General features: G+C 65.2%; 27 protein-coding genes and 1 pseudogene. 15 read left to right on the plus strand and 13 right to left on the minus strand.

Translation table 11 applies throughout. The features are described 5' to 3' along the window. Positions 1 to 10: 10 nt before the first annotated feature. The gene (locus AC07RV_RS06305; protein ID WP_296786582.1) at positions 11 to 367 is read left to right on the plus strand and encodes a hypothetical protein; all 357 of its coding nucleotides are present in this window, start codon (positions 11 to 13) and stop codon (positions 365 to 367) included. Between the two features lie 16 nt (positions 368 to 383). On the opposite strand, the gene AC07RV_RS06310 is transcribed toward AC07RV_RS06305, so the two are convergent. The 5 genes from AC07RV_RS06310 to AC07RV_RS06330 form a co-directional block, all read right to left on the minus strand. Beyond that, positions 384 to 791, minus strand: coding sequence for a VOC family protein (locus AC07RV_RS06310; protein WP_057589938.1), 408 nt, complete (start codon positions 789 to 791; stop codon positions 384 to 386). Then, positions 788 to 1,288 carry a helix-turn-helix transcriptional regulator gene (locus AC07RV_RS06315; RefSeq protein WP_444813667.1) on the minus strand — a complete coding sequence of 167 codons (501 nt, stop codon included), beginning with the start codon at positions 1,286 to 1,288 and terminating at the stop codon, positions 788 to 790. The genes AC07RV_RS06310 and AC07RV_RS06315 overlap by 4 nt, the downstream gene beginning before the upstream one ends. 86 nt (positions 1,289 to 1,374) lie before the next feature. Beyond that, positions 1,375 to 2,049: a L,D-transpeptidase gene (locus AC07RV_RS06320; protein WP_296786588.1), complete on the minus strand. Its 675-nt coding sequence runs from the start codon at positions 2,047 to 2,049 to the stop codon at positions 1,375 to 1,377. 17 nt (positions 2,050 to 2,066) lie between these two features. Beyond that, positions 2,067 to 2,357 (minus strand): proteophosphoglycan ppg4, encoded by a 291-nt coding sequence (locus AC07RV_RS06325; protein WP_208507530.1) that lies wholly within the window; start codon positions 2,355 to 2,357, stop codon positions 2,067 to 2,069. 208 nt (positions 2,358 to 2,565) lie between these two features. Beyond that, positions 2,566 to 4,011 (minus strand): aldehyde dehydrogenase family protein, encoded by a 1,446-nt coding sequence (locus AC07RV_RS06330; protein ID WP_296786593.1) that lies wholly within the window; start codon positions 4,009 to 4,011, stop codon positions 2,566 to 2,568. A 227-nt stretch (positions 4,012 to 4,238) separates the two neighbouring features. On the opposite strand from AC07RV_RS06330, the gene AC07RV_RS06335 reads away from it, so the two are divergent. Together AC07RV_RS06335 and AC07RV_RS06340 are read left to right on the plus strand one after the other, a co-directional pair. After that, entirely contained in the window at positions 4,239 to 6,389 is a 2,151-nt protein-coding gene (locus tag AC07RV_RS06335) for a PQQ-dependent dehydrogenase, methanol/ethanol family (protein ID WP_296786596.1), read from the plus strand. Between the two features lie 75 nt (positions 6,390 to 6,464). After that, a complete protein-coding gene (locus AC07RV_RS06340) occupies positions 6,465 to 7,295 on the plus strand; it encodes a helix-turn-helix transcriptional regulator (protein WP_296786600.1) in 831 nt (276 codons plus the stop codon). Between the two features lie 17 nt (positions 7,296 to 7,312). Here the strand turns inward: AC07RV_RS06340 and AC07RV_RS06345 are convergent, their stop codons facing one another. Beyond that, a complete protein-coding gene (locus tag AC07RV_RS06345; protein WP_296786603.1) occupies positions 7,313 to 7,681 on the minus strand; it encodes a hypothetical protein in 369 nt (122 codons plus the stop codon). A gap of 65 nt (positions 7,682 to 7,746) precedes the next feature. Between AC07RV_RS06345 and AC07RV_RS06350 the strand changes: the two genes are divergently transcribed. Both AC07RV_RS06350 and AC07RV_RS06355 read left to right on the plus strand, forming a co-directional pair. Beyond that, entirely contained in the window at positions 7,747 to 8,139 is a 393-nt protein-coding gene (locus AC07RV_RS06350; protein ID WP_296786606.1) for a hypothetical protein, read from the plus strand. A 697-nt stretch (positions 8,140 to 8,836) separates the two neighbouring features. Then, the gene (locus AC07RV_RS06355; RefSeq protein ID WP_296786608.1) at positions 8,837 to 9,124 is read left to right on the plus strand and encodes a hypothetical protein; all 288 of its coding nucleotides are present in this window, start codon (positions 8,837 to 8,839) and stop codon (positions 9,122 to 9,124) included. A 283-nt stretch (positions 9,125 to 9,407) separates the two neighbouring features. Here the strand turns inward: AC07RV_RS06355 and AC07RV_RS06360 are convergent, their stop codons facing one another. Next, positions 9,408 to 9,863 carry a DUF5990 family protein gene (locus AC07RV_RS06360; RefSeq protein ID WP_296786611.1) on the minus strand — a complete coding sequence of 152 codons (456 nt, stop codon included), beginning with the start codon at positions 9,861 to 9,863 and terminating at the stop codon, positions 9,408 to 9,410. Positions 9,864 to 10,253: 390 nt separating this feature from the next. Then, entirely contained in the window at positions 10,254 to 11,207 is a 954-nt protein-coding gene (locus AC07RV_RS06365) for a lipase family protein (RefSeq protein WP_296786614.1), read from the minus strand. Positions 11,208 to 11,479: 272 nt separating this feature from the next. On the opposite strand from AC07RV_RS06365, the gene AC07RV_RS06370 reads away from it, so the two are divergent. From AC07RV_RS06370 to AC07RV_RS06390, 5 genes and pseudogenes are all read left to right on the plus strand, one after another. Continuing rightward, the gene (locus tag AC07RV_RS06370; RefSeq protein WP_296786617.1) at positions 11,480 to 12,037 is read left to right on the plus strand and encodes a hypothetical protein; all 558 of its coding nucleotides are present in this window, start codon (positions 11,480 to 11,482) and stop codon (positions 12,035 to 12,037) included. Positions 12,038 to 12,039: 2 nt separating this feature from the next. Beyond that, entirely contained in the window at positions 12,040 to 12,804 is a 765-nt protein-coding gene (locus AC07RV_RS06375) for a DUF8608 domain-containing protein (protein ID WP_296786620.1), read from the plus strand. A 51-nt stretch (positions 12,805 to 12,855) separates the two neighbouring features. Then, positions 12,856 to 13,601: pseudogene (locus tag AC07RV_RS06380) on the plus strand (IS5 family transposase); the annotation flags it as partial. Between the two features lie 852 nt (positions 13,602 to 14,453). Further along, positions 14,454 to 14,753 (plus strand): DUF2314 domain-containing protein, encoded by a 300-nt coding sequence (locus AC07RV_RS06385; RefSeq protein ID WP_296786622.1) that lies wholly within the window; start codon positions 14,454 to 14,456, stop codon positions 14,751 to 14,753. A gap of 103 nt (positions 14,754 to 14,856) precedes the next feature. Next, entirely contained in the window at positions 14,857 to 15,525 is a 669-nt protein-coding gene (locus tag AC07RV_RS06390; protein ID WP_444852487.1) for a hypothetical protein, read from the plus strand. A gap of 704 nt (positions 15,526 to 16,229) precedes the next feature. Here the strand turns inward: AC07RV_RS06390 and AC07RV_RS06395 are convergent. Next, a complete protein-coding gene (locus AC07RV_RS06395) occupies positions 16,230 to 17,108 on the minus strand; it encodes an aldo/keto reductase family oxidoreductase (protein ID WP_296786628.1) in 879 nt (292 codons plus the stop codon). A 108-nt stretch (positions 17,109 to 17,216) separates the two neighbouring features. On the opposite strand from AC07RV_RS06395, the gene AC07RV_RS06400 reads away from it, so the two are divergent. After that, positions 17,217 to 18,119: a LysR family transcriptional regulator gene (locus AC07RV_RS06400; RefSeq protein WP_296786630.1), complete on the plus strand. Its 903-nt coding sequence runs from the start codon at positions 17,217 to 17,219 to the stop codon at positions 18,117 to 18,119. Between the two features lie 9 nt (positions 18,120 to 18,128). Here the strand turns inward: AC07RV_RS06400 and AC07RV_RS06405 are convergent, their stop codons facing one another. Beyond that, positions 18,129 to 18,587: an Lrp/AsnC family transcriptional regulator gene (locus AC07RV_RS06405; protein WP_296787047.1), complete on the minus strand. Its 459-nt coding sequence runs from the start codon at positions 18,585 to 18,587 to the stop codon at positions 18,129 to 18,131. Between the two features lie 270 nt (positions 18,588 to 18,857). Here AC07RV_RS06405 and AC07RV_RS06410 point away from each other — a divergent pair, with 270 nt between their 5' ends. Next, a complete protein-coding gene (locus AC07RV_RS06410) occupies positions 18,858 to 20,243 on the plus strand; it encodes a tryptophanase (RefSeq protein ID WP_296786633.1) in 1,386 nt (461 codons plus the stop codon). Between the two features lie 12 nt (positions 20,244 to 20,255). Here the strand turns inward: AC07RV_RS06410 and map are convergent, their stop codons facing one another. From map to AC07RV_RS06425, 3 genes are all read right to left on the minus strand, one after another. Continuing rightward, positions 20,256 to 21,050: a type I methionyl aminopeptidase gene (gene map / locus AC07RV_RS06415; RefSeq protein WP_203206673.1), complete on the minus strand. Its 795-nt coding sequence runs from the start codon at positions 21,048 to 21,050 to the stop codon at positions 20,256 to 20,258. Continuing rightward, positions 21,047 to 21,325 carry a ParD-like family protein gene (locus tag AC07RV_RS06420; protein ID WP_057589954.1) on the minus strand — a complete coding sequence of 93 codons (279 nt, stop codon included), beginning with the start codon at positions 21,323 to 21,325 and terminating at the stop codon, positions 21,047 to 21,049. The genes map and AC07RV_RS06420 overlap by 4 nt, the downstream gene beginning before the upstream one ends. A gap of 77 nt (positions 21,326 to 21,402) precedes the next feature. Continuing rightward, a complete protein-coding gene (locus AC07RV_RS06425; protein ID WP_296786639.1) occupies positions 21,403 to 22,299 on the minus strand; it encodes a LysR substrate-binding domain-containing protein in 897 nt (298 codons plus the stop codon). A 148-nt stretch (positions 22,300 to 22,447) separates the two neighbouring features. Between AC07RV_RS06425 and AC07RV_RS06430 the strand changes: the two genes are divergently transcribed. The 3 genes from AC07RV_RS06430 to AC07RV_RS06440 are packed head-to-tail and all read left to right on the plus strand — an operon-like array spanning position 22,448 to position 25,459. After that, a complete protein-coding gene (locus tag AC07RV_RS06430) occupies positions 22,448 to 23,581 on the plus strand; it encodes a C45 family autoproteolytic acyltransferase/hydrolase (RefSeq protein WP_296786642.1) in 1,134 nt (377 codons plus the stop codon). A gap of 27 nt (positions 23,582 to 23,608) precedes the next feature. After that, positions 23,609 to 24,487 carry an alpha/beta hydrolase family protein gene (locus tag AC07RV_RS06435; protein WP_296786644.1) on the plus strand — a complete coding sequence of 293 codons (879 nt, stop codon included), beginning with the start codon at positions 23,609 to 23,611 and terminating at the stop codon, positions 24,485 to 24,487. Positions 24,488 to 24,514: 27 nt separating this feature from the next. Further along, complete coding sequence (locus tag AC07RV_RS06440) at positions 24,515 to 25,459, plus strand: ABC transporter permease (protein ID WP_296786646.1); 945 nt, start codon at positions 24,515 to 24,517, stop codon at positions 25,457 to 25,459. Positions 25,460 to 25,463 lie beyond the last annotated feature (4 nt).

A 25,463-nucleotide genomic window follows, 5' to 3' on the forward strand; every position in this document is an offset into this window, starting at 1 on the left:
GAGAGAAAAAATGAAATTGCTGCTGTCCACCGGCGTGCTCGCCGTCTTGCTGTCGCACGGCCATGCCTTCGCGGAATCGCTCGCGCAGTCCGCGAGCGACCCGCTCCTCGAAGCCGCTGCGTCGCAGGCCGCTTCGTCGTCCTACATCAAGAGAAGCTGGGTCGGGGCCAAGCCGCTGATGGCGTCGGACCCGAACCAGGGGATCTACCCCTCGGCCCGCTGGGAGACGCGCACACGCAGCTTCCTGACCACGGATGGCCTGCCGCCACCCGCCCAGGCCGTGGATGGCCGCGGGCTCGCGGTGGCCTTCGCCCTCAATGCCGTGCTCGACGCGACGGGTGCCAAGGACTATTTCGTCAAGCGCTGAGTCGCGGTCTCAGATCTCAGCCCGCGCGCTGGATCATCTTCCACCCGTTCCCCGACGGGTCCCGGAAGCCGGCATCCACGGTGCCGTAGCGCTCCACCGGCTCCTGCGTGAACTCCACGCCCTGGGCGCGCAGCCGCTCGTAGCTCGCGCGGCAGTCGTCGACGCTCAGCACCAGCGGCGGCATCGCGCCCTTGGCGACGATCGCCTGCAGCGCCTGGGCCGTGGCCGCGTCGTGCACCGGCGGGCCGGGCTTGAACAGGCCGAGCTGGAACGCCGGCTGCTCGGGATGCTGCACGGTCAACCAGCGGTAATCGCCGTTGCCGACATCGGTGTGGACGCGAAAGCCGAGCTTGCCCGCGTAGAAGGCGAGGGCCTCCTCCTGATCGCGCACATACAGACCGACCGTTTCAATACCTTGGCTCATGGAATCTCCTGTGGTTCGGCCTCGTTTGTACCGGCCGCGGCCTGGCGGCGCTTCTCCGAAACTGCTGTTTCGAGATGGGGCCGCTGCGAGGCGCTGACGATGCAGGCCGGCACGGGTCCGAAGGCCTGTGCCTCGCCCTTGCCGCGCGTGCGCACCTCGCCCGGGCTGCCACCCGTGATGTCGCGGAAGGTGCGCCCGAAGGTGCCGAGGCTGGACCAGCCGGTGGCGAAGGCGATGTCGGTGATCGAGAGTTCGGTTTCGCGCAGCAGCGCGCTCGCGCGTTCGATGCGGCGCGTGAGCAGGTAGCGGTGCGGCGGGGTGCCGAAGGCCTGCTTGAACGAGCGCGCGAAGTGGGCCTCGGAAACGCCACTGACCTGCGCCAGCCGCTCGACCGGCCATTCCTCGTGCGAGGCGGCGTCCATGCGGTCCTTGGCGCGCAGCAGGCGGCGCAGCAGCGCGGGGTCCTGAACGGGCGGCGCGGCTTCCGCACTTGCCATGGGTGTGTCTCCTTCGATGAACATGCCGCCATGCGTCGGCATGCGGCATTGTGTCGCAGGAGCGTGCGAAGGATCTTCGCGGATGCCTACAGCGCCGGCCGCGCAGCGGATGGCGCGCGCGCATCCTTCGCCGGATTCAGGAAATCGAAATGGGCAGCCACGGGCGAAGACTCGGGCACTACGTAGACCACGCCGCGCCGTTGACCCAGTGCGGGCTTCACGTAAGCGTCGTAGAAGGCGGCGGGCACGTTGATGCAGCCGTAGGAGATGCGGTTGTCGGCGATGGTGGGCGACGCGAGCCGCTCGAGCCGGCGGTCGGCCTTGTTGGTGGTGCGCACGCGGTGCATGGAGATCGCGGCGTCGTAGTCGACCCAGACGATGTCCTCGCCGCCCGTGTTGCGCCCCGGTTCGGAAGCGAAGCGTCCGGCCGGCGTGGTGCGTTCATGCGGACGGATCTTGGCCATGGGGCGCTCGCCGATGCCCGGCACCGAATCGTCGCCGCGCGCGAGACCCAGCAGCACGGGCGATGAGCCGAGCAGCGTGCCCTTCGCGTCGAAGACGAACACGCTCGCGGCTTTCTTGTCGACCACCGCGAAGGCGCCGCCCGCGTTGTCGCGCGCCGCGACCGCGGCCTGGGCGATGCGCTGGGCATCGGCCGTCAGCGGGGCCGCGGGCATCGCGGGCGGGGCGGCGAACGCCGCCGCGCTCGCGAGCAGCAGCGCTGCCGCCGCCGCCCGCGGGTACGGAATGCCTGTGTGCATCACTGAAGCCCGCGGCCTCAGTTGCGGTCGGCGCGCGCCGGACGCATCGGCTGTGCGGCGGCCATGTTGCTGCTGCCCGAGTCCTGCGACATCGCGGAGCCGCGCATCGGAGCCGGTGCCGGGGTGGCGGCCATGGTGTTGTTCTGCGGTGTGGTGCCGGTCGTGCCCATCGGGCCGCCCGCGGGGCTCTGCTGGCCGGCGGCGGTGGCCGGGTTCGGCGGCGCGGTGGTGGGCGGGTTGCCCTGCGCGAAGGCGGCGCCGGCGGCGGTGAGTGCGAGGGCTGCGATCAGGTGAGACGTGCGATTCATGGAAATGCTCCTTGGGGAAATCCGGCAAGGCCGGAAGGTTGAGATCCGCCGGACCGGATGCCCGACATGGATCAACTTAGGCCCCACGAAAAATCGCCAGGTCAGTTCGCGGCGCGGCCTCCTGTAGGAGCGCGACACCCCAAAACGGCACGGGCCGAGCGTGCGCGACGCCCGGCCCGTGCCGGCAAATGCCATCCGGTGGCGTTGGCTACTGCGGCTTCTTCTTCAGGCTGATGACCTGCGGCTGCGTCACTGCCTTGAGCCCGTCGATGCCGAACTCCAGGCCCCAGCCCGAGCCCTTGACGCCGCCGAAGGGCACCATCGGGTGGATCGCGCCGTGCTGGTTGATCCACACGGTGCCGGCCTCGATGCGCGACGCGACCGCGCGCGCCTGCTCGATGTCGGTGCCCCAGACCGAGGCGCCCAGGCCCACGTCGACGCGGTTGGCCTGAGCGATCGCGTCGTCGATGTCGCGGTAGCGGATCACCGGCAGCACCGGGCCGAACTGCTCCTCGTCGACCAGGCTCGCGCCGTCCGCGATGTCGGTGACCAGCGTGAGCGGATAGAAGTTGCCGGCACCCGCGCGCGGCTCGCCGCCGCAGACGATGGTCGCGCCGCCGGCGCGCGCCTCGTCGACCAGCCGGCGCACCTTGTCGAACTGCATGCGGTTCTGGATCGGGCCCATCGCGATGCCGGGCTGCGCGCCGTCGCCCATCGGCATCGCCTCGGCGATCGCCTTGAGCTCGGCCACCACCGCGTCGTGCAGCGCATCGGGCACGTACAGCCGCTTGGCGCAGGCGCAGGTCTGGCCCATGTTGAGGAAGGCGCCCCAGAACAGGTCCATGGCGATGGCCTTCGGGTCGGCGTCGGGCAGCACGATGGCCGCGTCGTTGCCGCCGAGCTCGATGGTGGTGGGCGTGAGGTTGCGCGCCGCGGCGGCCGCGATCTTCGCGCCGGTGGCGCTCGAGCCGGTGAACATGATCTTGTCGACGTCGGGGTTCTCAACCAGCCAGCCGCCGACCTCGCCGGTGCCGCTGATGGTGTTGAGCACGCCCGGCGGCAGCACCTCGGCGATCAGCCGCACCATCTCGAGCGTGCCGATGCTGGTGTACTCCGAGGGCTTGATGACCACCGTGTTGCCCGCGCGCAGCGAGGGCACGATCTGCCAGATGGCGATCAACAGCGGCCAGTTCCACGGCGCGATCGCCGCGATCACGCCGAAGGGCTTGCGGTGCATCTCGTCGCGCCGCGTGGCGTCCTCGAACACCACGTCCACCGGCATCTCGAGGCTGGCCGGCACCTGGGTCCAGGCCTCGCAACCGAACAGCTCGAAGCGCGCGCCCGGCACCTCGGTCGGGCCGACGCCGCCCAGCGGCTTGCCCTGCTCGCGCGTGACCCAGCCGGCCAGGTACTCGGCATTGCCGTGCAGCACCTCGGCCACCTTCATCAGCAGCGCGCGGCGCTCGGCGTCCGGCCGCGCGGCCCAGGCCGGCTGCGCCTTGCGCGCCGCGCGCACGGCCTGCTCGACCTGCTCGGCCGTGGAATGCGGCACGAGGCCGATGGCTTCGCCGGTGGCGGGGTTCTTCGATTCGAAGCTGCGCTCCGACGTGACCGGACGGTTGTCGACGGTATTGGGGTAGGTTTGAAGGCTCATGGGACGCAGTCTGCGAGCCCGCCGCCTTCATGGCATCGCGAACATTCGCGACGGGGTATTCCCGGGGCCGTCCCCAGCGCCCAACGCGCATCCCCCTGCGGCAAACCCTATCGCGAAAGCTCGCGATAGCCAGGCGCGCGGGCGCTTTCCAGAATCCCGAGGGCCGCTGCCCTGCCCTCGCCGGCCCCGGCCCCCTCACAACAACCGACAAGAAACCAGGAGTCACGATGCCCCACCGCCTTCCGCCCGCCCCGCCCGGCCGCCTCGGCCTTCGCGCGCGCCTCGCGCTGCTGCTGGCCGGCTGCGCCCTCGCCGGCGCGGCCGCGGCCCAGGCCGTGGACGGCGCGCGCATCGCGGCGGCCGATCGCGAGCCGGGCAACTGGATGAGCCACGGCCGCACCTACGACGAGCAGCGCTTCAGCCCGCTCGCGAAGATCAACGACCGCAACGTCGGCAAGCTCGGCATGGCCTGGACCTACAAGCTCGACGTCGACCGCGGCGTGGAGGCCACGCCGATCGTGGTCGACGGCGTGATGTACACCACCGGCGCCGAGAGCATCGTCTACGCGCTCGACGCGCGCAGCGGCAAGCTGCTGTGGCGCCACGACCCCAAGGTCAATGCCGAATCGCTGAGCCAGGGCTGCTGCGACGTGGTCAACCGCGGCGTGGCCGTGTGGAAGGGCCGGGTCTACGTCGGCGCCTTCGACGGCCGGCTGATCGCGCTCGACGCGCGCACCGGCGAGCAGGTCTGGTCGGTCGACACCGTGCTCGACAAGACCAAGAGCTACACCATCACCGGCGCGCCGCGCATCGTGAAGGGCAAGGTGCTGATCGGCAACGGCGGCGCCGAGTTCGGCGTGCGCGGCTACGTCACCGCCTACGACGCCGACACCGGCCAGCAGGCCTGGCGCTTCTTCACCGTGCCCGGCGACCCGGCCCAGCCGCCCGAGAACAAGGCCATGGCCATGGCGATGAAGACCTGGTCGGGCAACGGCTGGGTCAAGTGGGGCGGCGGCGGCACGGCCTGGGACTCGATGGCCTACGACCCCGAGCTCAACCTGCTGTACATCGGCACCGGCAATGGCTCGCCGTGGAACTACCAGTTCCGCAGCGAGGGCAAGGGCGACAACCTGTTCCTGTCCTCGATCGTCGCGCTCGACCCCGACACCGGCGACTACGTCTGGCACTACCAGACCACGCCCGCAGATCGCTGGGACTACACCGCCACCCAGCACATCGTGCTGGCCGACCTGCGCATCGACGGCAAGCTGCGCAAGGTGCTGATGCAGGCGCCGAAGAACGGCTTCTTCTACGTGCTCGACCGCACCGACGGCAAGCTGATCTCGGCGAAGAACTACGTGCCGGTCAACTGGGCCTCGCACATCGACCTGAAGACCGGCCGGCCGGTGGAGACCGGCGCCGGCAACTACGGACCCGGCGACCAGAAGAAGCTGGTGATCCCGGCCTTCCTCGGCGGCCACAACTGGCACCCGATGTCCTTCAACCCGAAGACCGGTCTCGTCTACCTGCCCGCGCAGGAGACCATGGCCGAGCTCGAGGCGCAGAAGGAACCGCTGTTCCTGCCGACCAAGTCGGTGGTCAACCTCGGCCTGGAGGTGCCCGAACTGCCCGAGGACCCCAAGATCGAGGCCCAGATCCGCGGCGCCTGGAAGGGCCGCCTGCTGGCCTGGGACCCGGTGCGCCAGAAGGCCGCGTGGTCGCACGACTACGCCAGCGCCTGGAACGGCGGCACCCTGAGCACCGCGGGCAACCTCGTGTTCCAGGGCACGGCCGACGGCCGCGCGGTGGCCTATGCGGCCGACAACGGCAAGCAGCTCTGGCAGAGCCCCGTCAACAGCGGCGCCATGGCCGGCCCGATCAGCTACGAGGTCGACGGCGAGCAGTACGTGAGCTTCATGGTCGGCTGGGGCGGCGCCTTCCCGCACATCACCGGCCCGATCTCGCTGAGCGCCCGTGTGCGGCCCGAGGCGCGCGTCGTGACCTTCAAGCTCGGCGCCAGCCAGAAGCTGCCGCCCGCCAAACTCGCGCCCGCGCTGCCGCGCGCCGCCGACGTGCCGCCGCTCACCGCCTCGGCCGAGCAGATCAAGCAGGCGCGCCTCATGTTCAACGGCCTGTGCGGCTCCTGCCACGGCCTCAATGCCGTCAGCGGCGGCGTCGTGCCCGACCTGCGCTACATGAAGCCCGAGCAGCACGAGCTGTTCGCGGCCACCGTGAGCGGCGCGCGCATCAACCGCGGCATGCCGGGCTTCGCGGGCGTGCTCAAGCCCGAGGACATGCAACTGCTGCACCAGTACGTCATCAAGCGCACGCACGACCTCAGTGCGGAGATCGCGGCCGCCCGGCCGGCCGCCAAATAGGCAAACCCCATGCCGACGCCCCGCCCGGACTGGCTATCATCCGGCCGACCTGGATGTGCAGTCGGAGATGGGCGCATGAACGACGAAGAGCTGATGGCCGCGCAACGCCAGTTGCGCCGCAGCCTGCTGGATGGCCACGGCGCCCTCCGCTGGCGGCCCGCGCGCGACCTGGCCGCGCACCTGCTGCTGCATCTCGACGAACCCGATGACTGCTGGCGCTTCGCCGCCGGCTGGCTGCGCGAGGCCTTCGACGCCGACCGCGTCGACTGCGGCTTCGGCCGCCCCGACGAAGCCTGCTACCGCCCCCAGGCCGAGGCCCTGCGCCGCGACCGCGACGTGCCCTCGGTCATCGGCCTCGCCATCGACGCCGCCGACTGCGGCGTTCAGACCGTCTGGCATGCGCACGGCGTGGTGGTGCTGCGCGACGTCGAGCAGGAACGCCGGCTCGGCCAGAGTACGCGCGCCGAACTGCTGCGCATGGGCACGCGCGTGAAGATGGCCGCGCCGATCATGGATCGCACGCGGCCGCTGGGGCTGATGTGCGTCGACTGGATGGATGCGTGCGAACCTGCGCGCGACGAACGCTGGGCGCGCTTCGAGGAGATCGCGGCGGTGGTGCTCGGGCCGGTGATGAGCACGGCGCAGCGCATGGCCAGTGGCGTGCAGCGGGACGTGGGTCGGCCGGTGCATGGTGGCGATGCGATCGATCTGCTCGAGAGCCTGACGCCGGCTGAACGCACCGTGGCTCGGCTGGCGGTCGATGGGTTGAGCTACAAGGAGATTGCGCGAAGGCTCAATCGGTCGTTCTCCACCGTGGATCATCAGTTGCGCAGTGCGCGGAGCAAGTTGGGGGTGAGTTCTACGGCGCGGTTGGTGAATTTGATGTCGGGGACGCGATCGCATTGAGCGAGGCGATCTCGCGCTCAGCCGCACGGCCGCAGTGCTGCCGCGGCCAACAACCCGCTGATTCTTCGGGCGTCCGACGCTGCGCTGGGTGCCCATGTCCTGTCCTCCTGGTTGCCCAGCGTTCCAGCATCGAGGTCGAACGCCAGAGTTGCGAAGACATCGGACCAGAACTGCCTCTCTTCCCTGGTGCTGAATAGCTCCTCCAAGTCGAAGTCGTAGCCAGGGAAAATCGATGAGGATTCCGACTCGAACTTGCTCACGAACAGGGTGTGTTCGTGTTCCTTGATGCATCTCCGTGCGCAGACGAGAGCGAACTCCGCCAAGGCCGCGGATCGCTTGTTCGACACCACGACTGAGCCGCTGCTTGTGAAAAAAGAGGCACTCATGGAAGTTGATTGCTAAGAGTGCACAGCATACGTTCTTCGCATCCTGATTGGCTCCTGCCGTCGTGATGGCTGCCGGTCAACATCGCATCTTCTGGGACGAGGCAGAATCCCAAAAAAATTTCAATGCGCTATTCATGTCCCGACGTCTTTGGTCCGTTCTTGCTCTGTTCGTGGTTGCACTCGGTATCACCGCATATTTTTCGTTCTTGGCAGGGGCGAGTCGTGCGCTTGCAGTCAACGCCGTCGTCAACTCGGTGTCGATCAAGGCCGAAGAGCGATGCTATAAAACCAATGACCTGGAGTGCTTTCGGGCAAGTTGGATTCTGCGAGCCGGTGTGACAGCCATGTCCGCTCACCGCTCGCTGGAAGGTTTCTATCCCGCCGCCGCAGAGCCTGAACTCCGTTCGTACATCCAATGGGCCGAGCAGCTTCCAAAGATCCACACGCCCGAAAAATGAGCATCGTCGCTCTTCCACCTGCCACCACCGCCAGAAGCAGACCTTCGACGGCGTCGCAGAAAGTTCGCCTGGTCCATGTTCTTGATTTTGCGGCGACCAAGATCAAGCATCATCAGTAGTCGTGCTATTTTTTGGGAGTGGGAGGATGGGATTTTCAAGTTATGTCTACGGCTATATCGCTGAAGCGAATCAAAACCCTTCTGACGCTGGTGTACCGTTTGAGGAGGAAGTTCTGGCGCTTCAAAAAAATACAACGAAATGGTCATTGATAGCCTGCCCGCCCAAGATGATTGGCCACCCCTCAGCCGAAGAATGTTCGGGCTAGCCCCCTCAGGGGAGCCCATGATCGCTTACTGGGGCAGGCCCATCCACTTTGCTGCAGGTTTGAAAGAAATTGACTCAGACATCGGAAAATGGCTCGACAAGTTCGAGAACCTGCTTTCTCGTCTCTACTAGGATAGGGTTCAGCTTCACATTGAGTTTGGCTTGAGTCCTGCCCGCAGCATAACTTGGGAGATCGAACGTGACTACGTGCACGTCTTCAAAGGCGGACCGCCTCCTCTAGTCGAATCGACTCTTCAAACTTCCATGGGACCCGAGGAGCTTGAATATCGGTGGCCTACGTATCCACGGAGAAGATCCTAGTTCGACCAGTTGCAGCCGATGAGGAACGACCGCCTTCAGAAGGCTAGTGAACATGAAACTTGTTGTACCTGCGAAGGCGACCTATCACATCGACGATAGCTGGTGGCGGCTGCTGCAAGATGAAGATGATGCGCTCTACGTCATCGTCGACTGCGAAGCGTCCTTTGTTAGCTACCAGTGCCTCATCAAGCTAAACGACTACGAACTTCGCGACTACCACGGTCTGGGCTGGCTCGCCATTCAGCACCTTGCCAATCGAATCAACTATTTTGCCGACGAGTACAAGGACCGTCGACTAGTAGGGTCCGCACTTGCTTCAGCCATAGAAGCGTCCCGATAACAAGCAACTGCGAACGGTGGCTTAGCGGCAAGGATTCGAGCGTTTTCAATGCCAGCAACGGGCCCGTCGCAATCCTTGCTACTGCACTCGCCATCGGTAGGAAACAGCCCCACACCTCCAACCTCCGCCACGAGCCCTGTGGCGCGTGCTGCCGAGATCTGAGGATTTTTTGCTATTGGAGAGTGAGTTCCTCCTCGGCAAAGCCTCACTTCGACAGTTCAATCGCCTGCCCTGCGGACCGCTTCATGAGCACGGTGGCAAATCCGAAAGGCGGCTCATCAGCTCAATCCGACCGCATCACCATCTGCCACGCAATCTGCGGCGCCCGAACACTCGCACACACCGGCCCCCCATCCTTCATCGTTCCTTCGATGCGCGCCTCGATCGCGGCATTCGGGTTGCCCACCGCGCTTTCCACCAGCGCGATCGGAATATCAACCAGCTTGATCTTCGCCCTTCGTTCCCACGGCGTGCCCATCTGGCCTGCGTAGAAACCGGAGTTCACGTACACGAATCGATCCGCGGGCGTGCCTTGCGCGAAAGGGCCCCGGAAGTTGGGCGATCCATCGGCAAGCAAAGGTCCAAGAGTCAGCGTGATGGCGAACGACACCAAGCCTGTCGTCGCGAGGAATGGCCTCACCAACTCATCGCGCCCGCGCTGCACGGCAAAGTCGACGCCTGGCGGCGGCGACTGCAGAGTGAGAATGAGTTGAAGGCTCTGTGCTTGGTCGTTCTGCATGGACTGCAGTTTAGGGACGATCTGCGGACGTTGATACTGGAAGAATTCGAATAAGCCCAGCGCAAGCTACTGGGCGGCGAGCTGGACCCGGTTCGCATCTTCTGGGGAGATAATGACATTCCCCATGACAAGAATCGCTGCCGCGATCACCTCGCAGCCATGGTTGAGACACGCTTGGCCGACACCTATTGGGTCCGACGCATGACCGAAGCCGACATGCCGAGGGACAAACGCGCCAACCTGGCATTCGCGATGGGGCCGGTCATGCAACTGCCCGTCGAGGTCAAGGGCCAGTAGCACGACCACGTGTCGGACGCCGCGAGTTCCCAACTCGACACCCCGTACCTGATCGACTGGCTAGATAGACGACTCGGAAATTTCAAACAACCTTTATTCTCGATCTCTCGCGTACGACTGATCTATCAAGCCTTGATCCGCGCTCAATTCCAAGCCACAGGCAAAAACTCCAATTTTGTGAAAAGTAATCGGAGAAAACGTTTTAACAACGTTATAGCGCACCATTCTCGTTGCCGGATCCGATTTCGAAGCTGGAAACACGGCCGCCGACACCGTTCGGATGAAGTCCAGAGGATCCGAAACTTGATACACCCGATCGATCGATACTCCTTTCATGTTTTTCTTCACCTCGCTTTTAAAAAGCGTATTCTTGGCCGTCACCGGACTTGTATTAAACACCACTACCCGCTTTAACCTAAGCTCCGGCGCTTCTGAGGGCAAAGAATACGCAAACAACTGAGCCAGCCCACCTCCGAGCGAATGACCGGTCGCATACAGCCGAGCCCCTTCCGAAATGCGCCCGCTCACCAATTCTTTTCGGTATCTTTCTCTAAACTCCGGAACAAAGCGTTTGGCGACTTGCGAATAGGTGTCTGCGTCATCCTGAAGGAACCATCTCAGATTCGCTTTAAGGTGTTCGAGAGAACTAAGATTTGTACCTCCAAAGCTGACCACTACTCCGGAGGGACTGGAAGCTCGATACCAAATCTCGAAGTACAGGCCGATCTCATTGTACGATTTGATCTCATCCGGCCTGAATAATTGCTCCGTTATCGGCGACCATCCGTGCTTGTCGAGCATCACTCGCGGCGGACTGCAATTGGCTTCGAGGGTTTTTTCCTCCGGATATGCAACCTCGCTGAGCCAAGCAAACAGAACATCCGAAGACGCTCGAGATTTGAGATCCACCTCGGCGCTAACCCATCTAGCACCCGGATCGCTCACGTAGACCTTGTCGCGAGGAATTAAGAACGAGCATCCTGTCACTAGAAAGCTCAGCAAGATCAGAGCGCCTCTAGAGGCCATCCAACCGATTCTCGAGTCCATGTTTTTCTCCTCCAAAAGGCGCTCAATCCTGTTGCGCTCAAGGCAACAACAAGTCTCCAGCGAACCTGGCACTTGAGGTGCTCTGCTTCGATCCACCGATAGCGGTGGCAACCACGCTGAACCTAACAGTTCAGCGCGTTGTGTAAGTTCTCCTTGATGAATTAGCCCCTCAATCTTGCACCGAGTCAAGGGACAGCGACGCGTACCTACCGCCGGCCGTCCCTCAGGATCGAACACCCAGTTTCGCAAGGCACTTCCCGACCTCTGATAACTTGAAGATCGGGATTCGCACAGCACCGCTGCGAGATTCGCTCGGGTTAGGTGGCGCCAGATCGGCCGGCAACGAGTTCCAAGAGCGGTCGCTTGGCGCATCCGCGCTTCTGATCGCTGAAAGATCGATTGCACCGTCGGCCGGGACCGGGTCGACCAAAGTCGAACACTTCCATCTTCTCGTCGGCGTCGTGGTGATCGGTTTCTTCAGCGTCAACCGCATTCGTCAGACTGCCTGGAGAGGCCTGGATGCCATCGCCGCTCTGCAGCGTGTAGTTCGTGTCCACAAGACTACGTGCCGGTGCATCTCCCGAGTAACGGTGGCCTACCGGCTGGCAGCCAAAGCTGAGATTGTTCTGGAGCATGAAGATCGCACCGGCTCGCGCGGACGGCATGCCATCGAAGCAGCTGTCTGTTGGCAGACTCTAGCGACAGAGCACTTCCCCCTTCACCATCAACCGGTGCTGCGCGTCCATGCGTTTGTTGGGCGCGAATTCGTTGGTGTCGTGCAGGTACATCACGCTGCAGTTCGTCCGGTGACCGTGTCGTGCACAATCTGAGAATGGACCGCGCCCTCTACACCCGTTCGTTCAATCCCGACAACGTTCCGGCTTGGCGGTGCCCGTTGTGTGAAGAGGGACACCTCACCTTGGCAAAGGAGAACTTTGCAAAGGACCAAACCGTAGTCAGCCGTCTCGAACAGCAGGAAGACTTCTCCGAGTTTGATTGGATTCGATATCGGTTCGCATGCATGTTCTATTGCAGCAATGGCAAGTGCAAGGAGCCAATCAGCTGCACTGGAGTGGGCAGGGTCGACACGTTCCGGTGGTACGACCAATATGGCGATGACCACGAGGAGCACCAGGACAATTTTGACCCGAAGTACTTTGAACCGCCGCTCAAGCTGATGGACCTGCCCGAGAAGTGTCCAGAGGAAGTTTCTGAACATCTCGAGTCCTCATTCGCGATGTTTTTCTCGAATCCCGCCGCGGCAATGAACTCGGCGCGTATTGCGTTGGAAGCCTTGATGGATCACTTCCGTGTGCCGAGGAAAGACGTCAATGGAGAACGTCTGTCCCTGCACGCTCGAGTGAACAAACTACCCCAACAATATGCACCCCTGAGAAAGAATTTTCTCGCTGTGAAATGGCTTGGGAATGCAGGCAGCCACAAAGGTCAGAAACCCGAGTCTCAGGATGTCGTCGAGCTGTATGACATCTTTGAGCACGCGCTTGGAAAAATGTTCGACGAGAAAGATCAAAAGATCGCTCAGCTCGTCGTTCGGATCAACAACGACCAGGGCATGCAAAGGCGCCCCGCCCCATAGCCGCTAGGGATCGTCTGCAAAACCAGTCCAAGCCTTGCATGATCTGAACCCATGATTGCCCAACGCGTAACGCCGCCGAGTCAACTCGGCTTGGGTCTGAACCCGTCTACGAAGAAGACGCGCAAGCGCGAGTTCCTCGATAAAGTGGATCGGGTAGTTCCATGGAGCGCGCTGGTGCAGATCGTCGAGCCACAAGACCCACGGGCGAAGACCGGTTACCCGTCTTTCGCCATCGAGACGATGCTGCTCATTCACTATCTGCAGTAATGGTTCGGACTGAGTGATCCGGCCATGGAAGAGGCGCTGCACGATGTGCCCTTGCACCGGGAGTTTGCTGGTCTGAGTGACGGCGCGAGCCGTCTGCCCGACGAGACCACCATCTTTCGATTCCGTCACCTGCTGGAAGCTCATGACTTGGCCGTAGACATGCTGCGCGTGGTCAAGGCCAAGGGTTTGATGTTGCGCACGGGAACGGCCGTGGATGCAACTCTGATCGCGGCGCCCAGTTCGACCAAGAATGTTGAAGGTGAACGTGACCCGCAGATGCATCAGGCCAAGAAGGGCAACCAGTGGTACTTCGGCATGAAAGCGCACATTGGCGTCGATGCAGCATCAGGCCTGGTGCACACCGTAGTGGGCATAGCGGCGAACGTCAGCGACATCAACGTCGCTAGTGCGCTCCTGCAGGGCGAGGAACACGGCTCGCTACCAAGGCGAAGAACACAGCGCGGGTCGTCTCGCTGTTTGCGCTGTCGAACCCGTGGATGGCGCGCAGGCAGTTGATGGGTTCCAGGGGATGAGTGCGTCCGCAGCACTCGAATCGCCCCCCCAAGCCCGCGTGATGGGTGTAGGCGCAGAAGATCGATGCCGGGGCTGGTCGTCTGAATGGCTCGCCATCACGCGATTCATTTAGCCGCGATCGAAAATCGCGTTCTGCAGACCAGCCTTCGAGTCAACGCTCTCGCAAGTCTCATCATCACGGAAACCCCATGGCTATATTGATCGCCGCTGAAAACGTAGGAATAGGGTGTGCTGGTTGGATCTGTCGCGCGATCGTGAGAGAGATTTCGCAGGTGCTCACAGAACGCGGTCACGATGCACTCGCAACATGGCTCTCGGATGAAAACGCCGGCATCCATCTCTATGGCTTCCTTGACGCTCGAACGTTCACGCCTGCCAACTAGGAGGCCTTCCTGTCCGCACTTGTGATGGCACAAGGGCGCAGCGAAGCCAATGGACCAACGGGCTGGCGACATCCCACGTTCTGGCCCGGCTACTCCGACCTCTTCGCCAGCTTGGCAGACCAGGCGAAACGGACGGCACGAGGAGAAGCTCCGATCTCCTGGCCTAACCTGGCAAGCTTTCCAGAGCACGACGACTCACTCCGTGATGGCCCCGGCTGGCCAGGTCAAGACGCCGACTGACGTTTGCTCCACCCTCTGCGCGAGACGTCAATATGACTTCGCGGAACGCCGAAATTTCATCCACATCCCGAGCCCGCACTAGCAGGACAGCCACGTGGCTGCCGGGATGTTCGTACGGGCATTTCCGGCGTGGATACCGAGGCAGAATTCGGCTAGGACCGATCGCTGACGAGTCAGACCGAGTTCGCCGGGAGCCGGTCACTCTCTCAAGCAAGGAGGACAGTTATGCATTTCGAACTCGATGATGGGGAGGCTCTGCACGAAGAAGCTCCGGAGACGTTCTATATCCCTCCTCAGGAGCAGCGGGCCAACCTGCAGCATGGCCAACTCGTCAAGCTGGTGTTTCGCATCGAGCATGGTGAGACTGTTGACGTTGAACGGATGTGGGTAATCGTGGAGGAAGTCACCGCTACCGGCTACATCGGTTCGCTCAACAATCAACCGGTGTCCACGAACGAGCTTCAGATCGGCGCTTTGGTGACATTTGGTCCTCAGCACATCATTCAGATCTACGACGACGACTGATGAATGCTGCTGCTTTCAGCCATAACCAGCCGGTCGTGCGGTTGGGCAAAATTCGGCCGCGACCAGAACGTCGCTCGATCAAGCAGAATCTCACCTCATACGTATGGCGAACGAAATTAGAGACCATGGTGCATTCACAGCGGTGAAGTGGGAAGACCATAGCTCCGTTGATGTTGGCTTCCAGGCCGCTCCTGTAAGGTCAGCAGAACAAGGCAAGCTGCTTCGAGTCTGTTTCAGCGGCAACTACGGATACGGCTCAGCCGGAAACCGCGATGCGACGTACATGGATGCAATGTTCCGGGCAGCCGACGAGGTACTGCATCCCGAAGGAGTCATTCTGGATTTCTCAGCAATGGCATATCAATGGGGAGACATGCTCGGAAAAGTCTTGAACGTCCCAGACCGATGGAGAGCGCTTGAGGAGCCGCCATTCGCAATTGTCGAAGGCGCCGACTGCAAGGGCGCATTGCGAAGCCTTCTGGTCGACGACCTTGACTGGGATGCGAGTTCTTTGGACTGGATTTTCGAAGACGTCGATCAGGCACGCGAATTTGTTGAACTGCGCATCACGAAGAACGCGAACATGTTCCAGCTTCAGCTAGATCGCAAACGTGACGAAGCGGCATTGGCGTTCTGGAAAATGCTTGGCGAGGAAATTGGACCTGAACGCTGCCGCAGCGCTGCCTGCACGAGGCTGCGAATTAAGGACAGCGTGCTTTGCCGGATCCATCACTTCGAGCAGATTCAACATAGTGCTTGCCCCTTCAGCTAACCCCCCGTGGAAAGCAAGCTGCCGCGTCAATCAATCATCGGTATGAAGCACGATCCAATTCCGCTTGGGCCGTAGCTATCCTCGCTACGATGCCCTTTTCGGACACCACCAATCGTTCGTCGTGCCGGCACAATACGCTCATGAATCTGGCTACGTCGCATCAGCCGAGGAACGCCATGAACAACCCAGCTCGGATCAAACGGCTTTTATCGACTCACGCGCATCTTCTTTCTGCAAAGCAGTACGTTTCCCTGCGCGTGCCATCGGATATACCGGATAGTCATGTCGCTCTCGCGGAGGTTGAGCAAAGACTTTCCGAGGAAGCACTGGTCTCGTGCATGGATCTCCTGGCTGCGTGCGGGGTTCAGGAGCGCCCCCGAGGCGGCTTCTGGCGAGACATGGAACGAGCGGCCGAGGCGCTGGGTCACATGGAGCGAGCTACGGCGTACCGTGCCCGCTTTTTATTCACCCTCAGTATTCCAACTCACGAGGCGAGCGGGGTCGGTGGTGGACAGGATTCTCGTCGCGGGGCATGAACTCCGAACGAGGACTGACTGAAGGGCCTATACCGGGCTCCCCAGCCTCTGCTTCAGCCCTGCACCGCCTTTAGCGTGCCACGCCAATCGCGAGGAAGCAGTTCATCGATGCGGCTGTTCAGGTGGATCGGCCGGCGCGCGAGGATGCCTGCTTCCCGACTAAGTCCGTCAGTGCCCCGCCCCGACACCGATCGTGTCGAGCCGCGCCACCGCCCCAGCCGGCAACTCCAGCCCAGCCGCCGCGAGGTTCTCCCGCAGATGCCCGAGCGACGAAGTCCCCGGAATCAGCAGCAGGTTCGGCGAGCGCTGCAGCAGCCAGGCCAGCGCCACCTGCATCGGCGTCGCGCCGAGTTCGCTGGCCACCTCCGACAGCACCCCCGACTGCAGCGGCGTGAAGCCCCCGAGCGGGAAGAAGGGCACATAGGCGATGCCCTCGCGCGCCAGCTTCTCGACCAGCGCATCGTCGGCGCGGTTCGCGAGGTTGTACATGTTCTGCACGCCGACGATCGGCACGATGCGCTGGCCGTCGTCGACCTGCTTCGCGGTCACGTTGCTCAGGCCGATGTGGCGGATCAGGCCCTGCTGGCGCAGCTCGGCGAGCGCGGTCAGCGGCGCCTCGAGCGAGCCTTCGGCCGGGCCGTGCACGCCCAGCATGCTGCGCATGTTGACGACATCGAGCACGTCGAGGCCGAGGTTGCGCAGGTTGTCGTGCACCGCCTGGCGCAGGTCGGCCGGCGAGGCCGCGAGGTTCCACGAAGCATCGGCCCCGCGCGTGGCGCCGACCTTGGTGACGATGGTCAGGCCGTCGCGGTACGGGTGCAGCGCCTCGCGGATGATCTGGTTGGTGACGTGCGGGCCGTAGAAATCGCTGGTGTCGATGTGGTCCACGCCGGCCTCGATCGCGGCGCGCAGCACCGCGACGGCGGCGGCGCGGTCCTTCGGCGGGCCGTAGACGCCGGGGCCGGCGAGCTGCATGGCGCCGTAGCCGAGGCGCTTCACGTCGCGGCTGCCGAGGCGGAAGGTGGAGATGGTGTCGAGCGGGTTCATGGGCTTTCCTTTCAGGTTGAAGCTGAATGTAGGCACCGCGGCGGCGTACGATAAGCCGGCTCAATGCGCACGGGTCGTGCGGAAAAACGAACAATCGAAAGACAGGCGATGACGGAACAGCTCGGCGATCTGGCGGTCTTCGTGGCGGTGGCGCGCGCGGGCGGCTTTCGCGAGGCGGCGCGGCTGCAGAGCGTCAGCGCCTCCAGCCTCAGCGCGGCGGTGCGTCGGCTCGAAACGCGGCTGGGCGTGCGCCTGCTGCATCGCAGCACCCGCAGCGTGGTGCCCACCGAGGCCGGCGCGCGGCTGCTCGACCGGCTCGGGCCCGCACTCGGCGAGGTCGAGGCCGCGCTCGACGTGGTCAACGGCTTTCGCGACAAGCCCGCGGGCACCTTGCGGCTCAACGTGCCGGCGAGCGCGTCGCGGCTTGTGCTGCCGGCGATCGTGCCGCCCTTTCTCGCGGCCTATCCCGAGATCCTGCTCGAGGTGGTGGTCGAGGAGAGCTTCGTCGACGTGCTGGCCGCGGGCTGCGATGCCGGCATCCGCTACGAGGAACGGCTCGAGCAGGACGTGATCGCGATCCCGATCGGCCCGCGCCGCCAGCGCATGGCGACCGCGGCCTCGCCGGCCTACCTCGCGGCGCACGGCCGCCCCGTGCATCCGCGCGACCTGCTGCGGCACGCCTGCCTGCGCGGGCGCTTCGCGAGCGGCGCGATGGCGGGCTGGGAATTCGAGCGCGAGGGCGAGGTGGTGACGGTGGACGTCGACGGGCCGCTGATCGTGCGCCTGGGCGGCGGCGTCGAGCTCGCGGTCGAAACGGCGGTGGCCGGCATCGGCGTGATCCATCTGTTCGAGGAATGGCTGCAGCCGCAACTGGCGAGCGGCGCGCTGGTGCCCGTGCTCGAGGACTGGTGGCAGCCCTTCACCGGGCCCTTTCTCTACTACCAGGGGCGCGAGCGGCTGCCGGCGCCGCTGCGCGCCTTCGTGGATTTCGTGCAGTCGCGGCGCGGCTGAGGTCGCGCTTCAGGTGCCGGCCTGCGCCAGCGGCAGCGCCGCGCCGCCCTTCAGTTCTTCGAGGCACACGCTCGAACGCACCATGCTCACGCCGGGCAGCGCCGAGAGCTTCTCGGTGAGGAAGGTACTGAGCGCCTCGAGGTCGCGCGCGATCACCTTGAGCACGTAGTCGACGTCGCCCGTCACCGAATGGCACTCGAGCACGTCGGGCAGTTGCGTCACGGCCTGGCGGAAGCGCTTGAAGTCGCGCACGTGGCCGCGTTCCATCGCGATGTGGACGAAGGCCATCACGCGCAGGCCCACGGCCGCGGGCCGCAGCCGCGCCTCGTAGCGCGCGATCACGCCCTCTTCCTCGAGCCGGTGATGCCGGCGGCTGCATTGCGCGGGCGAGAGCCCGACCGCGGCCGCGAGCTCGAGGTTGGAGATGCGGCCATGGCCCTGCAGCACCTCGAGCATGCGGGTGTCCATCGAGTCCAGCGGTACGGGTTGCAAGATGTTCTCCTGTTTGGTGGGAATGGCGAAAGGACTTCTCTTCTTCGAGGGGTGATCCCCAGGCGCGATGAAAACCCATTGCACGAGCCGGGCGAAAGAATCGTTGCGAGCTCGACCAGGGGCCGGAGCAGGCGATACATCTTCTCTCGATAGGCAACGAATGCGCAACTGCATTGCATCGCCATTCGCGAACGCCCCGGGTCAGCCATCCGATCCATCCGCACCGAGCTTCGACCAGGAGAACCCATGAAGCGCATCCCCGAACCGTTCCGCATCAAGACCATCGAGCGCATCGCCCTGACCACGCGCGCGCACCGCGAGCAGGCCCTGCTCGACGCGGGGCTCAACCCCTTCCTGCTGCGCAGCGACGACGTCTTCATCGACCTGCTGACCGACAGCGGCAGCGGCGCGATGAGCGACCGCCAGTGGGCCGCGATGATGGCGGCCGACGAGGCCTATGCCGGCAGCCGCAGCTACTACCGGCTCGCCGACACCATCGAGAAGGTCTTCGGCCATCGCCACACGGTGCCCGCGCACCAGGGCCGCGGGGCGGAGCAGCTGCTCTACCCGGAGCTCGTGAAACGCCGCGGCGCGAAGCAGCCGGTGTTCCTGTCGAACTTCCACTTCGACACCACCAAGCTCCACATCGAGCTGGCCGGCGCGCGCGCGCTCAACGCACTGACGAAGGAGGCACTGGACACCGCCACCTACCACGACTGGAAAGGCAACTTCGACCTCGACGAACTCGCGCGGCTGATCGAGACCCACGGCGCGGCCAACGTGGTGGCGCTGGTGGCCACCGTCACCTGCAACACCAGCGGCGGCCAGCCGGTCGCGCTGGCCAACCTGCGCGCGGCCTCGCAACTCGCGCGCGAAGCCGGCATCCCGGTGGTGATCGACGCCACGCGCTTCGCGGAGAACGCCTGGTTCATCCGCGAGCGCGAGGCCGGACAGGCGCAGCGCGAGGTACCCGACATCGTGCGCGACATGATGGCCTGCGCCGACATCGCGGTGATGTCGTCGAAGAAGGACGGGCTGGTCAACATCGGCGGCTTCTGCAGCTTCCGCGACGACGAGGACCTGTTTCGCGCCGTGCAGGAACGCTGCGTGGTCAGCGAGGGCTTCATCACCTATGGCGGCCTCGCGGGCCGCGACATGGAAGCGCTAGCGGTCGGCCTCGAGGAGGCCATGGATGCCGACTACCTGCGCTACCGCGTCGGCCAGGTCGCCTACCTCGGCGAGCGGCTGCGCGCGCAGGGCATCCCGATCCAGCACCCGACCGGCGGGCATGCGGTGTTCGTCGACGCGGCCGCACTGCTGCCGCACCTGCCGGCCGACAGCTTTCCGGCGCATGCGCTCGCCTGCGAGCTGTACCTCGAAGCGGGCGTGCGCGCGGTGGAGATCGGCTCGCTGCTGCTCGGGCGCGATCCCGCCACCGGGTTGCAGGAGAAGGCACCGCTCGAATCGATGCGGCTCACGATCCCGCGGCGCGTCTACACCAACGACCACATGGACTACGTGGCCGACGCGCTGGCCGAGGTGGCGCGGCGCGCCACGCGCATCCGAGGCATGGTCTTCACCTACGAGCCGGCGCTGCTGCGCAACTTCACGGCGCGTTTTCGCTGGGCCTGAGCCGACCCGCGCTCAACCAATGGCGGGATAGTTGCCTGTTCCCTCGGGCCAGGGCGTCAGCACCTCGAAGCCCTCTTCGGTCACCGCGACCATGTGCTCCCACTGCGCCGACAGCGAATGGTCGCGCGTGACCACGGTCCAGCCGTCGGGCAGCTCGCGGGTTTCGCGGCGGCCCGCGTTGATCATCGGCTCGATGGTGAAGACCATGCCGGGCGCGAGCCGCAGGCCTTCGCCGGGCCGGCCGTAGTGCAGCACCTGCGGATCGTCGTGGTAGATCTGCCCGATGCCGTGGCCGCAGTACTCGCGCACCACGCTGAAACGCTCGCGGTGCGCCACGCTCTGGATCGCATGGCCCACGTCGCCCAGCGTCGCGCCCGGGCGCACGGCCAGGATGCCGGCGCGCATGGCCTCGTAGGTGGTCTCGACCAGCCGGCGCGCGAGCGGGCTCGGCTCGTCGACGAAGTACATGCGGCTGCAGTCGCCGAACCAGCCGTCCTTGATCACGGCCACGTCGATGTTGACGATGTCGCCCTTCTTCAGCGTCTTCTGCGCCGAGGGAATGCCGTGGCAGACCACGTGGTTGACGGAGGTGCACACGGTCTTCGGAAAGCCCTTGTAGCCCACGTTGGCCGGGATCGCGCGCTGCACGTTGACGATGTGGTCGTGGCAGAGGCGGTCGAGCTCATCGGTGGTGACGCCGGGCTTCACGTAGGCCCCGATCATCTGCAGCACCTCGGCCGCGAGGTGCCCGGCCTTGCGCGACAGCGCGATCTGCTCGGGCGTCTTCAGGGGCACGGCCATGTTCATTGCACGACCTTCGCCGCCCGCCCCGCCGCGCGGCCCGATGGCCGCGGCGCGTGCGGCTCGCTCGGCGCGCAGGCCATCGCGAGGTCGAGCCCGCCGGCCATCTCGGCGCGCACCAGCAGCTGGCACAGCTCGCGATGATCGAGGTCGGGATGCAGCTCGGCGAGCATGCCGATGCGCATCCAGTGCTCGGCCTGCGCGTTGATGGAACGGCTCAGCGCGGTGCCTGCGACGCGCAGGTTCTCGTGCATGAGGTCGGAGATCTTGACGATGCCCATGGTGCTTGGTCTATATGAAACGTATACGAATCATATAGATTTTTTGGTGGGGCCGCCTCGCAAGGCCGGCCCGCCCCTCAGGGTGCCGCCGGCTTCATGCGCCGCAGATGCGCCAGCATCTCCTCGCGCACCACCCCCGTCACATGGCTGCGCTTGCCGTTCTCGAGCATGCCGAGCCGCCGCGCCACGGGCCGGCCCGGCAGGTGCAGCACGCACAGCGCGGGGTCGCTCTCCCAGTCGAAGTTCTTCAGCAGCGGCGCCATGGTGAAGCCCACGTTCTTGCGCACCAGCTCCGCGATGGCGAGCAGCGAGTTGAGTTCGAGGAACTCCTTCGGCACGTACTGCAGCCGCCGCAGGATCTTGTCGATGCGCGCGCCGGTCGGCGTGCGGCGGTCGAAGCGGATGAAGGGATGGTTCGCGAACAGGCTCGCGATCGGCGTCTCGGCCGAGGCGATGCCCGCGTTGGCGATGACGGTCAGCGCCTCGTCGTAGCAGGGCGTCCACAGCAGGCCCGGCGCCTCGGGCCACTGGCGCTCGACCACCACGGCCGCGTCAAGCTCGCCGCTGATCACGTCCTGCATCAGCTGCGTCTGCTCGCGCACGCGCAGCTCCACCTCGAGGTTCGGATGCAGCGACTTCAACACCGCGAGCGTGCTCGACAGCAACCCCATCGCCGAGATCAGCGAGCCGAGCTTGATGGTGCCGGCGATCTGGCGCTGGTCCTGCAGGTCGCGCCGCATCGACTCGTACTGCGCGAGCAGCTCCTCGGCGCGCGGCAGCAGCAGGTGCCCGGCCGGGCTCAGCGCCATGGTGCGGCCGGTCTTGTCGAACAGCGACTTCTTCATCTCGGCCTCGAGCGCGCGCATCTGCTGGCCCACGGCCGCCTGCGTCAGCGCGACCTGGTCGGCCGCGGCCGCGAACGAGCCGCCGCGGGCCGCGGCGACGAAGGTGCGCAGGAAACGGATGGTGCTCATGGGACCGGGACGATAAAGAAATCCTTTATTAACTCTAAACGATTTTTAAATTTATTTTTTCCTGTGCCTGCCAAACAATGCGGGCCATCGCCACCGCCGCGCCGTTCACTACCGCCTTCGCGCGGCAGGCCGATGACAAACCAACGCCATGACCACCCCTGAATACTTTCCCCTCGTCGATGTTTCCGGCACGCCGCATGCGCGCGGCGTGCAGCACGGCCGCGCGGTGCCCGAGCGCGTGGCCGGCGGCATCGCGCTCTACCGCGCCCAATTGGGCCGCCGCGGCCTCGACGACGCCACCATCCGCCAGCTCGCGCAGTCGATGCTGCCGGTGATCGCGGCCTACGACGCGAGCTACCTCGAGGAGATGCGCGGCATCGCCGAAGGCGCGGGCGTCGCGCTCGAGGACGTGGTGATGATCAACTGCCGCACCGAGATGCTGTTCGGCTATGCCGACATGAAGCAGGCCACGGCGCCCGCCATCGACGCCGCATCGAGCGAGGACGGCGACTGCACCGGCCTCGTGGTGCTGCCCGCACGCTCGGCCAGCGGCCGCCTCATGCATGCCCACAACTGGGATTGGCGCCAGGAATGCGTCGACACCGGCATCGTGCTGCGCATCCGCGCCGAGAACGGTCCCGACATGCTGAGCTTCACCGAGGCCGGCGCGCTCGCGCGCCACGGCTTCAACAGCCAGGGCGTGTCGCTGACCGGCAATTCGCTGACCTGCGACGAGGACTTCCGCAAGGGCCCGGGCGTGCCGCTGGTGCTGCTGCGCCGCCGCGTGCTCGAAGCCTCCAACCTGGCGCAGGCGATGAAGACGATCTGGGCCTCGAAGCGCTACTGCGCCAACAACATGATCCTCGCGCAGGCCAGCGGCAACGACGGCTCGGGCATCAGCCTCGAGACCTCGCCCGGCGAGATCTTCTGGACCCTGCCCGAGAACGACCTGCTGGTGCATGCCAACCACTGGATGTCGCCCGCGGCCACCATGAAGCTGCGCGACCCCGGCCTGCCGCAGCGCCCCGACAGCATCTACCGCCAGCACCGCGTGGAGAACGCGCTGCGCCGCGTCGAGGGCCGCATCGACTGGAGCGACGTCAAGGCCGCGCTGGCCGACGAGTTCGGCAAGCCCGATGGCGTGCTGCGCACGCCCAAGCCCGCGGACTTCAGCAGCATCTCGGCCACCGTGGCCACCACGCTGATGGACGCGGCCAACCGAGTGATGTGGGTGGCGCGCAAGCCCTACGAGGCACGCCACTTCCGCGAATACACGCTGTAGTCCCTTCCCTTCCTCCTGCCTTCCCTCATGACCGACACCACCGAAGCCCCCGCCGCCCTCGCCGAGCGGCGCGCCCGCACCCTCTACGACCTGGGCCCGAGCACCATCTACGCCGCGCGCAGCGACCCGCGCTTCTCCTACTGCACCTACGTGCCCGAGCACGTGGGCCAGCCCGGCACGCGGCCGATGCAGCTGGTGGTGGTGGTGCACGGCACCGGCCGCGCCTTCGTCAACTACCGCGAGGCCTTCAGCGGCTTCGCGAAGTGGAACGACTGCATCGTGCTGTGCCCGCTGTTCCCGGCCGGCGTGCGCGGCGACGGCAACCGCGACGGCTTCAAGCACCTGATCGAGGCCGACATCCGCTACGACCAGGTGCTGCTCGACATGGTGGCCGAGGTGGGCGAGAAGTTCGGCTGCGACTTCGGCCGCTTCGCGCTGTTCGGCTATTCGGGCGGCGGCCAGTTCGTCAACCGCTTCGCGATGCTGCACCCCGAGCGCCTGTGGGCGGTGTCGATCGGCGCGCCGGGTTCGGTCACGCTGATCGATCCCGAGCAGGGCTGGTGGGTCGGCACCAAAGACTTCGAGACCCGCTTCGGCAAGCCCATGGACCTCGAGGCGCTGCGCCGCCTGCCGGTGCACATGATCGCGGGCAAGGCCGACATCGAGACCTGGGAGATCACGCACAAGCCCGGCGGCAAGTTCTTCATGCCGGGCGCCAACGATGCCGGCCGCACGCGGCCCGAGCGGCTCGAGACGCTGCGCCGCTCCTTCGAGGCGGCCGGCGTGAAGGTGGCTTTCGAGCTGCTCGACAACGTGCCGCACAACGGGCTGGCCTGCGTGGGCCATGTGCAGGACTTCTTCGCCAAGGCCCTGCAAGAACTGCGCGCCGCGTCGTCGCCGGCCTGACCCCACCCACCACGAGGAAGAAGGCCCATGTTCCGTTTCGCAGCGGCCCGCATCGCGATGGCCATCCCCACCCTGCTGATCGTGGCGGTGTCGGTGTTCGTCCTGATCCGGCTGATTCCCGGCGACCCCGCGCAGCTGTTGCTCGGCGACCTCGCCACGCCCGCGAGCCTGGCCGACCTGCGCGCGCGGCTCGGCCTCGACCGCTCGCTGCCGGCGCAGTTCGGCATCTGGTTCGGCCATGTGCTGCAGGGCGACCTCGGCACCTCGATCAACAGCGGGCAGGACGTGCTCTCGCTGGTGGCCAAGCGCTTCCTCATCAGCGGCCGCATCGTGCTGGTGGCGGTGGCGCTGGCCGCGCTGGTGGCGGTGCCGGCCGGCATGGTCGCCGCGTGGCAGCAGAACCGCGCGCCCGACCTGCTGCTGGTCGGCTCGGCCACCTTGCTGGTGTCGATCCCGACCTTCTGGCTCGGCCTGCTGTTGCTGCTGCTGTTCGGCCTCAAGCTGGGCTGGCTGCCGGTGGTGGGCTACGTGGGCATCGCCGAGGACTGGAAGAACGGCCTGCTGTACCTGGTGCTGCCGATCCTCACGCTGTTCCTGCACGAGATCGGCGTGCTCATGCGCATGGCGCGCGCCAGCACGCTCGAGGTGCTGCGCCTGGACTACATCACGCATGCGCGCGCCAAGGGCCTGTCGGAGCGCGCGGTGCTGATGCGCCATGCCTTCAAGAACGCCTTCGGCCCGACCTGGACCCTGATCGGCCTGGTGCTGGGCAACCTGCTCGGCGGCATCGCGGTGGTCGAGACCGTGTTCACCATTCCGGGCCTGGGCCGGCTGCTGGTCGACGCGATCTTCGCGCGCGACTACCCGGTGATCCAGGGCTGCCTGCTGTTCGTGGCGGTGATCTACGTGGTGGTCAACCTCGTGATCGATCTCTGCTATCCCCTGTTCGACCCCCGCGTCGCCGTCGAATAGGCAC

The organism is Variovorax sp. GW821-FHT09B01, from assembly GCF_059418345.1.